The following is a 12,262-nucleotide window of genomic DNA, read 5'->3' as shown; positions in this document are numbered from 1 at the left end:
ACGCTGTGATGTTCAGTCGGCGACGATCCGTACCGACCCCGGCACGTACTCCCGCTGGCGCACCACCCGATACCACCCCTTCGGCAGCGTGATGGCCGCATGTTCTTCGTGCACGACGCGCCCACCCTCGGGCAGGTGCAGCAGCATCGGCCCGAACGCACTTCCCTCGCGAATCAACCTGCCGGGACCGGCAATTGCGTGCGCGTGGCCCGTGACCTCACCGAGCGCCAGCACCAATCGCCCGCGGCCGTCGCGGGGTTCCGAAGCCGCGTGCACGGCCGTTTCGGGCACCGCGCTCTCCGTCAACGGAACGATCAAGACGTCGCCTTGCCGATACATGATTTCTCCTCCCACTGCCGACCCGAGATCGGTGCCGTGCCCAGGACGGTAGCGGCGGGCACCGACAAACCCCGCCCGCCGCCCCGGATGTCGGTGGGGCTTGGTAGAACCCACCTGATCACTATCGGAACAGGACAGAAGGGGCGGGGACGTATGAGCGAGCGAATCATGTCGCAGTGCGCGACGCGCAGGCCGGAGCCGAGCGCCAGCGAGGTGCAGGCATGAGTGTCGGGGACCATTTGCAAGAGTTCGGCGGCTTGCCCGCGTACGACTTTCCGACCACCGATACGGAAGGCTCGGAAAAGTCCGCAGGCGTCGTGCTCCCGGTCACGGACTCGGTCGCCTGGCGCATCGGTGTCCCGTCCTACGAAGAGGAAGAATCCTGGGGCGCGGCCTTCGCCGAATTTCTCGACACCGTGGACACCACCGAAGTGCGGGCGCTCATCGTGGGTTGCTGGACCGAGGCGTACGAAACCAAGCCGGACGAGATCTTCGAGGCCTTGCTCGCCGCCAAGGATCGGTTCCCCGCGCTGCGCGCCTTGTTCCTCGGCGACATCGTCGGTGAGGAGTGCGAGATCTCCTGGATCCACCAGGGGCAGCCGACGGTGCTGCTCGAGGCCTTCCCGGAGTTGACCGAACTCGGCATACGCGGCGGCCAGGAACTGGTGTTCCCGGCGATCCGCCACGAGCGTCTCCGGAAGCTGACCGTCGAAACCGGCGGTATGCCCGCCGAGGTGGTGCGCGGGATCGCCGCGAGCGACCTGCCCGCACTCACCCATCTCGATCTATGGCTCGGCACCTCGGAGTACGGCGGCGACGCCGGCATCGCCGATCTCGGCCCGATCCTGGCCGGCACCCGGCTACCGAGCCTGCAGCACCTTGCGTTGCGCAACAGCGAGATCCAGGACGAAGTCTGCGCCGCGCTCGCGTCGGCGCCGGTGGTGGCCCGCCTCGATGTGCTCGACGTTTCGATGGGCGTGCTCACCGACGACGGCGCCGCCGCCCTGCTCACCGGACAACCGCTCACCCATCTGAAATTCCTGGACCTGCACCACAACTACCTCTCCGCGGCGATGCGCACCCGGCTGACCGAAGCACTCGCGCCTGCCGGGGTGAAGCTGAACCTGGATCCCGACGACGCCTACTCCGACGAAGATGAGGACGCGGGCACTGTCTGGCGCTTCGTCGCGGTCGGTGAGTGAGTCGCGACGCTGGGTAGTCGTCGGCAACGGCGAGAATCGTCGGGTCGGCCTGTTCCTCGACACCGCGCGCGCGGCAGGTATGGCCGCGCCGCGGGTCGTCGAGTGGCGTGATGTACTGCGCGACGCCGGGCACGACTTCGCCGACGACGAGATCGTCCGGCTCGATTCGCCTGGGGAGAACCCCGAGGTGGACGAGCTACTGCGAGGTGTGAAAGATCCAACCCGCGTGGAAGGTTCGGCACGGTGGTACGCGCGGTTCCGTGACGCGGTCGGATCGCTGCGCGGCGGTATCCGGCTGGACGATCTGGGGGAACTGGCACTGCTGTTCGACAAGCGACTATGCCATGCCCGCCTCGACGCCGCGGCCGTACCGGTGCCACGCTCACCCACCTCCGGTGTCGCAGCTCCCCTGAGAGACTGGTCCGACGTGCGAGATCGCATGCGCGACGCCCGCCTGCACCGCGTCTTCGTCAAGCTCGCGCACGGATCCTCCGCATCGGGTGTGCTGGCGATCGAATCCACCAGCACAGGCCGGCTGCGGGCGACCACCTCGGTAGAGGTCGCGTCCGGCGGCCGACTCCACAACTCGCTCAAGATCCGTTGCTACACCAGCGAATCCGAGATCGCCGCGATCGTCGACCGGCTCGCACCCGACGGGCTGCACATCGAGCAGTGGGTGCCGAAGGCTGCACTGGCCGGCCGGACCGCCGACCTACGGGTGCTCGTTATCGCGGGCCGCGCCACCCACGCCGTAGTGCGCACGAGCCGTGCACCGATGACCAACCTGCACCTCGGCGGCGCCCGCGGTGACCTCGCCGCCGTTCGCGCGGCGGCGGGTAAACACTGGGACGAAGCACTGACGATCTGCGAGCGGGCCGCCGCCTGCTTTCCCGGAACGCTCTGCGTCGGTGTCGATCTGCTGCCCTCGATCGGCTGGCGGCGGTTCACGGTCGGCGAGGTCAATGCGTTCGGCGATCTCCTTCCGCGACTCACCGGACTACCCGAAGGCCCCGCCGCAGGCCTGGACACCTACACCGCACAACTGCGCGCAGCGCCATATTTCCTTGCGCGACAGCGGGATTCATCGAAGGAGAAGTATGCACCGGCCTGACATGAACGAGGTCGTCGGCCGCGACGATCTGCTGCTACTCACCCTCGATACGCTTCGCTACGACGTCGCGGTCGAGCTCGCGGCGGCCGGCAAACTACCGAACCTGTCCGCCCATCTTCCCGGCGGCACGTGGGAGCGGCGACACGCGCCAGGCAATTTCACCTACGCCTCCCATCAGGCAATATTCGCCGGATTCCTACCGACGCCCGCGGCGCCGGGCCCGCACCCCCGCCTCTTCGCCGCCCGCTTCGCCGGTAGCGAAACGACCGCCGACGGCACCTTCGTCTTCGACTCCCCCGACCTGGTAACCGCTCTCGCGGACCGCGGCTATCACACGGCCTGCATCGGCGGTGTCGGGTTCTTCAACAAACAAGGCGCCCTCGGCAACGTGCTGCCGGGGCTGTTCGCGGAAAGTCACTGGGAGCCGGACTTTTCGGTGGCATCGCCCAGTTCGTTCGAGTCTCAGGTAGCCCGCGCTGAGAAAGTGGTCGCCGACCTCCCCGCCGAGCAACGACTCTTCTTGTTCCTCAACGCTTCCGCGCTCCATCAACCCAACTGGTTCCATCTGCCGGGAGCCACCCGCGAAAACGGTGACAGCCGCGAAACACACGCTGCCGCTCTGCAATACATCGATGAGCATGTCGGCCGACTGTTCGAGGCCATGCGCTCCCGGCGGCGCTGCTTCGCCATCGTCTGCTCCGACCACGGCACCGCCTACGGCGACGACGGCTACACCGGCCACCGGCTCGGCCACGAATCCGTATGGACCGTCCCCTACAGCCATTTCTTCCTGGAGCCTTCCGCATGATCGAGACCATCGCGCTACCGCGGCCCTATCAGAACTACGTGTACGCGTATCCGCACAAGACCGCGTATCGACCGCTGACACCGAGTCCCGCACTCGCCGATCTGTGGGCAGACCAACCGAGACAAGCGCTTTCGTTGTATCTGCACATCCCGTTCTGTGAAGTGCGCTGCGGCTTCTGCAATCTGTTCACCCGGGTCGGGGCGCCGGACGGGCTCACCGGCCGATACCTCGACGCCCTCACCCGGCAGGCGCAAGCCGTGCGGGCCGCCCTCGGCGACCGAGAACCCGTGCGTTTCGCGAATGCCGCGTTCGGCGGCGGCACGCCGACCTATCTCGAGGCCGCCGAGTTGTCGCGGCTGTGCGATATCGCCGAGGTGCTCATGGGCGCCGACCTACGGTCCATTCCGCTGTCGGTCGAGACCTCGCCGAGTACGGCCACCGCCGATCGCCTGGCCGTACTCGCCGAGCGAGGGACAACCCGGCTGAGCATCGGCGTGCAGAGCTTCATCGACGAGGAGGCCCGCGCCGCCGTACGACCCCAACGACGCGCCGAGGTCGAGGCGGCCCTCGCACGCATCCGGGACACCGACATCCCGGTCCTCAATATCGACCTGATCTACGGCATCGACGGTCAGACCGAGGCGAGTTGGCGACTGTCTCTCGATGCCGCACTGGCCTGGCGACCCGAAGAGATCTACCTCTATCCGCTCTACGTGCGCCCGCTGACCGGCCTCGCCCGCCACGCCGATCCCGCTGTCGCAGAGCTGGATTGGGATGAACAACGGCTGCGCCGCTACACCGAGGGCCGCGATCATCTGCTCGCGCACGACTATACGCAGGTCTCCATGCGCATGTTCCGCCGCACCGACGCCCCGCCACAGGGACCCGACGATTACGCCTGCCAGACCGACGGCATGATCGGACTCGGTTGCGGCGCCCGCTCCTACACCTCCGAACTGCACTACTCGTTCGACTACGCGGTCTCCATGCGAGAGGTCCGCACCATCATCGATTCCTACACCGCTACAACCGATTTCAGTCGCGCCGTCCATGGGCGAGTGATCGATCAGGACGAAGCGAAGCGCAGATTTCTGCTCCAGTCGCTGTTGCAAGCCGACGGCTTCCCGATCGCGGACTATCGCCTGCAGTTCGGTAACGACCCGTGGCAGGACTTCCCCACCGAATTGCGGACGCTGGGTGACCGTGGCTGGCTGTCCGACACCGATCCCGACTGCCTGCGCCTCACGCCGGACGGCCTCGCCTACTCCGACGCGATCGGCCCCGAATTCTTCTCTGCCACAGTGCAAGCGGCCATGGCCGCCTACGAACTGAGATAGCCGTGGACCTGACCATCCTCTACCGCGGCCCACTCGCATCCTGCGACTACGACTGCCCGTACTGCCCCTTCGCCAAACGCAGAGACAGCACCGCGCAACTGCGCGCCGACCGCGCCTGCCTCGAACGATTCACCACCTGGGCGCACCAGCAGACCGGCGACCGGCTCTCCCTCCTCTTCACCCCGTGGGGCGAAGGCCTGGTGCGCTCCTGGTATCGCCGTGCCCTGGTCGAGCTGTCTCATGCCCCGCACATCGACCGCGTCGCCATCCAGACCAACCTCAGCTGTCGCACGAACTGGTTGTCCGACGCCGACCCCGACACCCTCGCCCTCTGGTGCACCTACCACCCCGGCCAAACCCCCTACCACCGTTTCCTCGACAAAACCCACCAGCTCGCCAGTGCAGGTATCCGCTTCAGCGTCGGAATAGTCGGCGTACCCGAGCATCTGGAGCACGCACAACGGCTACGAACAGACCTCCCCGACCACATCTACCTCTGGGTGAACGCCGCCGAAGGCCACACCTACACCGACGCCCAAGCCGAAACCTGGACCGCCCTCGACCCCCTCTTCCCCATCAGCCGCCACCCCCACCAGTCCGCCGGACAAGCCTGCCGAACCGGTTCGTCCGTCATCTCCGTCGACGGCGACGGCACCGTGCGCCGCTGCCATTTCGTCCGCGACCCCTTGGGAAACCTCTACGACAACTCCTACCGCACCGCCCTGGCTCCCCGCCCCTGCCCACTCACCATCTGCGACTGCCACATCGGCTACGTCCACCTCGAAACGCTCCCGCTCTACGACGTTTTCGCCGGTGGCGTCCTCGAACGCATCCCCGCTCGACAAGATGCAACCGACCTCGGTGTCCCGCAGTGGCACGGAATTGCTTGACTGTCAGCGCGGAGGACTCGTCCCGCCCGATATCGAACCAGCCCTGACCGCGGCACAGCGGTCACATCTGCACGACACAGGTCTACGGCCGATCCCCATCTTCCGGCGCAGGCCGACCAGGCAACGGATGCGCCATGAACCCATCGGCGAAGAACATCGTCGACCCGCACCGATCACACCGATAAGCATGTTGCTTGACCACCTGCTGCCCGAATTCACTCGGATGATCGGTCAACAACCCGGCATGCCCGGTGACAAACCCCAGCACCCCGATATAGGTCCGCTGCCTTTCACACCACTGGCACATCAAATCAACAGCCTCGCGACGCCGCCGAATCTCGGCTTCCTGCAACGCTATGCGCTGCTCCACCTGTTCGACATAACGTCTGCCATCCTCCACCGACAGCCGCTCCGGCTCACTCCACGGCCCCTCATACCCCCCATCTACCGCCGTCCGCAGGTGCACGAACTCCGCCTCGGACCGCCGCGCCGCCCGCGTCCCCCGCAACCCACCCGCCACTCGAAAACTGATCTCCGCCCGCGAAACCCCACCGGGCAGCCCCCGCGACATCCGCACCCGCTTAGGATCTTCCGCATCCGGCTTGAACTCGATGCCCCCATCCGCCACCCCCGCACCATACCGCGAGCACCCCTTCGGCAAGTTACGCCCCGGTGACCGCCCATCGAACGATCACCCGAGTTTTCTCGTCGACCGAACACAGCCGAGCGCAAGCCATTCGGCCAGAATCGTGCACAAATCGGCCAGTGACGTGCACATCGAACCGAAATCGGCTCTACCACCCTCGATACGCTCATATTCGGTTGAGCACCGAGCCAGCGCCTTTGCTATCGGCGATGAACATTCGATGCTCGACCCCGTCCGGGCCGTTCGTGAATAGGCCCTGAGCTGCGCACAATGTCGTGCACCGGGACACAACGGCGTGTCCTGCGGCTCAGGTCGCACCCTGCCGCGTCAACGGCCGCCCTTTACAACATGGCCTCCTGCCCCATGCGCCGCCACTCGCGCGGCGTCATCCCGAACGCCGAGCGGAAGCTGCGCGAGAAATGCGACGGGTCACGGAACCCGTACTGCTGCGCGATCACCGCGATGGGCCGGTGACTGTCCCGGGGACTCGTCAGTGCCCGGTGCACCTGCACCAATCGCTGACTGATGATCCATTGGTGCAGACTGAAATTCGCTTCGGCACAGAGCTTGTAGAGATAGCGAACAGAAATGTGATGTGCGCGCGCGATGCGCGCGGGGCTGAGGTCCGGGTCGATCAGATGGCTGCGAACATAGTCGCGGATCTGGGATACCAGCAGTTCTGCGGGCAATACAGTGCCGTCACCTTTTCGCACAGCGTCGGAGCTGATCAACGCACGCGCCAGGTCTACGCACGCATCGCCGAAGTCCCGTGCGGCAGGATCGGCCTCGATAGCGTCGGCCGTACTCGCCATGAGCGAAATGTGGGTGGCGACCAGACGCTGCATCGGACTCACGGAGAGAGCTCCCACCGCACGGCGAATGGTCTCCACAGGTACACCGAGCAGCTCCAGCGGCACCTGCATGGTCAGGACTTCACCGCCACGCCAGTCACCTTCGAAGGGCTGGTTGAGATCGGCAACGTACAACTGCCCCGGCTCGATCTCGTACTGACCGTCACCTTGTCTCCACCGTATGGTGGAGACCGAGGAGACAAAGATCATCAAGCATGGCGCCGGTGCGACACGGATCAGTCGCGCGGTACGTCTGACAACGTATCCGCCCGTCTGAATACGCCGCAGATCGGTGCTACCGAACTGCCACGCCTCGATACGACCGCTCACCGCCGGTCCCGAATCGCTGACGACTATCTGCGCGGGCGCGGTCGCCTGCTGCACAGCCGTCGCGATCACCTCGGCCCGATCGCCCGGTTCGACCGACAAGGTATCGAGCAAGATAGCCACTCGCCGTCCTTCCAATTCGCAACTCCGGTGCTTTCTGAATGGATTCGCGCAACCGTGCACAGATAGGCCATTGCTGTGCACATCGAGTCCAGATCGGTTCTGGCCCACTCGATAGGCTGAAAAGGACTTGACGTCGCGACCGTGCATCGCCGGTCAGGCAATTCTCGAACACCGCACCGCGACTCATACAAGCCCGACCTCCTCCGCGAGACCCGAGCGCACCCCAGCTAGGGGCTGCGTCACGACCGTGCGGGAAAGACTCAATCGTAACTCCCACAACGGATCCAAAGACCTTCTCTGCGGATGTGATTCCGCGTGCATGGAGGCTGTGCGCGGCTGATCGGTTTCACAAAAGTGAAGGAGTGCTGATGAATATTCGACGTTGGTCTGGAAGCGAAACCCGAATGCTCAGGGAGGCAAGCAGATTGACCGTGCGCGAGTTCTCGCGACGGATGGGCGTGAGCACCCGCATGGTGTCGAAATGGGAGGCGGGCGGAGACTCGGTGCATCCGCGGCCGTCGAAGCAGGCCTTGCTGGATGCAGTGCTGGCAGGATCCTCGGAGCAAATACGGTCTCGTTTCACACAAGCGGTACACGAGCACGGGCGTCAGAACTGGGCCGGTGAGGTTCGACGTCTCGGTGATACCAGCGCTGCCGGTTCAGTTGTTCAACGCCTCTACACGGAGACACGTATCCCGCGACCACTGCCGCTGCGCTGTGCTAGCGACGAGGAGGCCTGGTGACCACAACCTATGGTGCCGCGCGTAGACCGAGAAGCCTCCGTGTTTCCGCGCCATATCCCTTGATCGGGCCAGGTACCACCTGCTATCTGTCGCAGCTGGCCTGTGGTACACCGTCGAAGATCAACCCGGACTATCCCGCCATCTACGAACGCAACGCCGCGTGGGTTCGCCGCTTCCTGTTCTTCAACGATCCCGACGAGATGTCGAACTTCTTCGAATGTCGTTACCCGCTCTCGGAATCCATGCAATTCCCGCACGGCATGCCCGATCGCATCGTCCACTCGACCTGCGTGCTGTCGTTGATGTTCCAAGTAGAAGACCTGGCGGTGGTGCAACGTGCGCTTTTCGATGACATCGCCGACGGCGGGTCTTCCGACAACCCGTATGGACCCGCCTTCCACGACGCTTTCGGCACGCTCCGGCGCCACATGCCCCCCGCCGTCTTTCGTCGATACCGGCTGTGCTGGCAGGACTGGTTCGAGAGCGCGGTCGCCGAGAACGAGCTACGTGACCTCGCCAGCATTCCGGACGTGGATACCTACTTGCGAATCCGCCGCGTCAGCATCGGCATGCGACCCGGGCTGGTGATCGCGGAATATGTCCATGGCTTGGACCTCACGTCACATCTGGAACACGATCCCGACCTCGTACGAATGGGATACGCCGCCATCGATCACGTACTACTCGTCAACGACATGTACTCGTTTCGTAAAGAGTGCTTCGACGGCGAGTTGGTCAATGTCCTTGCGTCACTGATGGACACCAGGCGGCACAGTCTGCAGGAATCGGTCGATATCGTGAGTCAGTGGGTCCGTGACGCGGATCGTGCACTCGCGGCGCTGTCCGCGATGCTGCGCCTACGGTACCGGTCGGACCCGGACGTGCTGACCTACATCGACGCGCTACACCATATTTGCTCGGGCAATCTGCGGTGGAGCATGGAAACCGCCCGCTACGGCGGCCGCGGCTACGGCTGGAACGGACTTCGGACCGGCCGGCTCACGCTATTGCACGACCGCACGATCATCGATGCTGCCGACTGAGACAACCGCAGAATTAATCTCGAATCAATGCTGAACTATCACCGAACCACAGCCGAACGTATCGAATTGTTACGCGCGATATCGAAGAGGATTTATGTAAATCCTTGCCCGGCAACTGATGTGCGCCTTACGCTCGATTTTCGATAGGTTCCACAATCAGCCCCCAGAACCGCAACTGGAGCAGTCTTGTTTCATATCCGAAACAGCCTGCATTCCGGTCTATCGTCGCTGCCGAGAAGAGGTCGCAAATGACTATTGCAGACAACGCGAACAGGCACATATACGATGTAGCCGACCGGCGGGCCACCGAGCTGCTGACCAACGCCAAGCACGCATGCGATCCGATTCTTCGTAACGCAGTGAGCACCTTGCCCGAGCCATTGCGTTCGATGGCGGGTTATCACTTCGGATGGTGGGATCAGTCCGGAGCGCCGACGACGGGAGGGTCCGGAAAGGCGTTGCGGCCGGCACTGACGATAGCCGCGGCCGCGAGTCTCGGTGTTGCGCCACCCACCGCGACGGTGTATGCCGCCGCTGTCGAACTCGTCCACAATTTCACGTTGATCCATGACGACATCATGGATGACGACGAAATGCGGCGGGGCCGGCCCACAGTGTGGCGCGTATGGGGGCGCACCGATGCGATATTGCTGGGCAACACCTTCCACGCCCTTGCCCTGCGAATTATCTCGGATCAAACGCCCGCGGCGCACGTGACCCAGGCGGTGACCGCACTGGAGACCGCGGTCATCGAGATGTGCCGCGGGCAGCACAGGGACTGCCTGTTCGATAACCGGCAGCACGTCGGCATCGACGCATACATGAGCATGGCAATGGACAAGACCGGGGCAATAATGGGCTGCGCCTGCGCGCTCGGCGCGGTGGCTTCGGGTGCCGATCGGCCCACTGTGTCGATGATGGATCAATTCGGTCGCCAGCTGGGACTGGCATTTCAATTCGTCGACGACTTGTTGGGAATATGGGGAGACCCACGTACCACCGGTAAGCCGACTGGCGATCTCGCGCGCCGCAAATTGACATTGCCGGTGATCGCCGCGCTGTCCTCGGGTGACGCGGCGTCGGCGGAATTGGCCGAATTGTATCTATCCGGCACGAGTCCGACGCCCGCAGCAATCGTACGAATCGCGGAGTTGGTGGATTCGGCTGGTGGAAGAGCGTGGGCCGAACAGTGCAGCGACCACTGCATTCGCGACGCCATCGCCGCATTGCCCGGCCACGCAGCCGCATCCGACCTGGTCGCGCTCGCACGCATGCTGGCGGACCGTGATCGATGAAATGACCCCGACCACCCGGCAGAAAGCTGAACATATCGGATCAACACCCACGCGCACCGAATTCGAAGTCACACCAAAAACCCCTTCAGAAGAGGCCAGTCATGACCGCTGTAGAAGAATCCGTCGGCCTGCCCGACGATGCCGAACGAGTCACCCCTTCGACACGCAATGGGCACAGCTCGCTGAGCACCTCCGCTGCTCGAAACCTCGCCACCACCACCAAGACTGCGCCCCTGATGGCGGGCATCACGTCGAGGTGGCTGTTGCGTAAACTGCCCTGGATCGATGTACCCGGTGGCGCTTACCGGGTGAACCGACGTTTGTCGCTGCGAACACAGAGCGGCCGGATCGCGTTCAGCCACAACGGCCCCGACGATATCCAGCTCATCCCCGAGAGCTTGTGCGGAGTTCCGACCCTGCGCGGGTACACGAATATCGAGGTATTGCGTGAAATCGCGCGTAGATGCACCGCCAGGAGTTTCGAGGCGGGCGAGGTCATCCTCGAAGAGGGCCAGCCCGTCCAGGAGGCGGTCATCGTCGTCCACGGCCGCCTCGTCCGGAGCACGACCGGCAGTTACGGCGAACCGATCACCCTCGGCGTGCTGACCGATGGCGACCGGCTGGGCGACGAGGCTCTCCTGCAATCCGATCCCCTGTGGACCGCCACCGTCAAAGCCGACTCCGCGGGCACGCTGATGGTCATTCCGTGGTCGAGCTTTCTCGAGGTGGTCGACAACAATCAGGACCTGCGCGATCACCTCGACGCGTTCGTCAGCAATTCATCCATGCGGGTAAACGCCAAGGGCGAGGCCGTGGTCGAGCTGACCGCAGGTCATGACGGCGAATCCGAGGTGTCCACCTCCTTCGTCGACTACGACCTCGCGCCGCGTGAGTACGAGCTGTCCCTGACCCAAACCATCCTGCGCATTCAGACCCGCGTCGCCGACCTCTACAACGAGCCCATGAACCAGGTCGAGCAGCAGGTGCGACTGACAGTCGAAGAGATTCGGGAGGAGCAGGAGTGGGAGTTGCTCAACAACCGCGACTTCGGTCTGCTGCACAACACCGACTACGACCAGCGCATCTCGACGCAAACGGGCCCACCGAGCCCCGACGACATCGATGACCTGCTCGCTATGCGCCGCCGGACCGATCTCCTGCTGGCTCACCCGAAAGCCATCGCGGCGTTCGGCCGTGAGTGCAACCGCAGAGGCCTGGTTCCGGAAACGACGATCATCGACGGTCACCGTGTGGTGACGTGGCGTGGAACTCCCTTGTATCCGTGCTCCAAGATCCCGATCTCACCCCGCCACACCACCTCGATCATCGCTATGCGCACCGGTGAACGGGAGGAGGGCGTGGTCGGGCTCTACAAAACCGCGCTGCCCGACGAATACGAGCCCGGCCTGAACGTCCGTTATATGGGAATCACCCAGCGCGCCATTATCGAATACTTGGTCACTGCTTATTATTCCGTCGCGATCCTGGTGCCCGATGCAATCGGCATTCTCGACAACGTCAACATCTCCGCGCCCCGAGGGGCCTGA

The 12,262-nt window shown here is 64.2% G+C and carries 12 protein-coding genes; 9 read left to right on the top strand and 3 right to left on the bottom strand.

Annotated elements, in window-relative coordinates:
* Positions 1-12 precede the first annotated feature (12 nt).
* On the bottom strand, positions 13-339 hold the full coding sequence (locus tag DBO33_RS16780; protein ID WP_107655880.1) for a hypothetical protein: 327 nt from the start codon (positions 337-339) through the stop codon (positions 13-15).
* Positions 340-560: 221 nt separating this feature from the next.
* Between DBO33_RS16780 and DBO33_RS16775 the strand changes: the two genes are divergently transcribed.
* The 5 genes from DBO33_RS16775 to DBO33_RS16755 are packed head-to-tail and all read left to right on the top strand — an operon-like array spanning position 561 to position 5,687.
* On the top strand, positions 561-1,541 hold the full coding sequence (locus DBO33_RS16775) for an STM4015 family protein (RefSeq protein WP_107655879.1): 981 nt from the start codon (positions 561-563) through the stop codon (positions 1,539-1,541).
* The gene (locus DBO33_RS16770) at positions 1,534-2,652 is read left to right on the top strand and encodes an STM4014 family protein (RefSeq protein ID WP_234390882.1); all 1,119 of its coding nucleotides are present in this window, start codon (positions 1,534-1,536) and stop codon (positions 2,650-2,652) included. The genes DBO33_RS16775 and DBO33_RS16770 overlap by 8 nt, the downstream gene beginning before the upstream one ends.
* Positions 2,639-3,460 carry an STM4013/SEN3800 family hydrolase gene (locus DBO33_RS16765; protein WP_234390881.1) on the top strand — a complete coding sequence of 274 codons (822 nt, stop codon included), beginning with the start codon at positions 2,639-2,641 and terminating at the stop codon, positions 3,458-3,460. The genes DBO33_RS16770 and DBO33_RS16765 overlap by 14 nt, the downstream gene beginning before the upstream one ends.
* Complete coding sequence (locus tag DBO33_RS16760; protein WP_107655876.1) at positions 3,457-4,797, top strand: STM4012 family radical SAM protein; 1,341 nt, start codon at positions 3,457-3,459, stop codon at positions 4,795-4,797. Before DBO33_RS16765 ends, DBO33_RS16760 begins: the two co-directional genes overlap by 4 nt.
* A 2-nt stretch (positions 4,798-4,799) precedes the next feature.
* Positions 4,800-5,687 carry an STM4011 family radical SAM protein gene (locus tag DBO33_RS16755; RefSeq protein WP_107655875.1) on the top strand — a complete coding sequence of 296 codons (888 nt, stop codon included), beginning with the start codon at positions 4,800-4,802 and terminating at the stop codon, positions 5,685-5,687.
* Between the two features lie 82 nt (positions 5,688-5,769).
* On the opposite strand, the gene DBO33_RS16750 is transcribed toward DBO33_RS16755, so the two are convergent.
* Both DBO33_RS16750 and DBO33_RS16745 read right to left on the bottom strand, forming a co-directional pair.
* Complete coding sequence (locus DBO33_RS16750; RefSeq protein WP_159080309.1) at positions 5,770-6,153, bottom strand: hypothetical protein; 384 nt, start codon at positions 6,151-6,153, stop codon at positions 5,770-5,772.
* A gap of 521 nt (positions 6,154-6,674) precedes the next feature.
* Entirely contained in the window at positions 6,675-7,781 is a 1,107-nt protein-coding gene (locus DBO33_RS16745) for an AraC family transcriptional regulator (protein ID WP_107655873.1), read from the bottom strand.
* Positions 7,782-8,002: 221 nt separating this feature from the next.
* Between DBO33_RS16745 and DBO33_RS44695 the strand changes: the two genes are divergently transcribed.
* The 4 genes from DBO33_RS44695 to DBO33_RS16725 all read left to right on the top strand — a co-directional run bounded on the left by DBO33_RS44695 (position 8,003) and on the right by DBO33_RS16725 (position 12,262).
* A complete protein-coding gene (locus DBO33_RS44695) occupies positions 8,003-8,377 on the top strand; it encodes a helix-turn-helix domain-containing protein (RefSeq protein ID WP_159080308.1) in 375 nt (124 codons plus the stop codon).
* Positions 8,374-9,420, top strand: a complete 1,047-nt coding sequence (locus DBO33_RS16735; protein ID WP_159080307.1) for a terpene synthase family protein — start codon at positions 8,374-8,376, stop codon at positions 9,418-9,420. Before DBO33_RS44695 ends, DBO33_RS16735 begins: the two co-directional genes overlap by 4 nt.
* Before the next feature lie 248 nt (positions 9,421-9,668).
* Positions 9,669-10,715, top strand: coding sequence for a polyprenyl synthetase family protein (locus DBO33_RS16730; protein WP_107655870.1), 1,047 nt, complete (start codon positions 9,669-9,671; stop codon positions 10,713-10,715).
* Between the two features lie 101 nt (positions 10,716-10,816).
* Entirely contained in the window at positions 10,817-12,262 is a 1,446-nt protein-coding gene (locus DBO33_RS16725; protein WP_107655869.1) for a family 2B encapsulin nanocompartment shell protein, read from the top strand.

This window comes from Nocardia suismassiliense, assembly GCF_900269665.1.
Taxonomy (GTDB): Bacteria; Actinomycetota; Actinomycetes; order Mycobacteriales; family Mycobacteriaceae; genus Nocardia; species Nocardia suismassiliense.
Note: the sequence above shows the minus strand (reverse complement) of the source record. Positions and strands in the feature narration are given on the sequence as shown.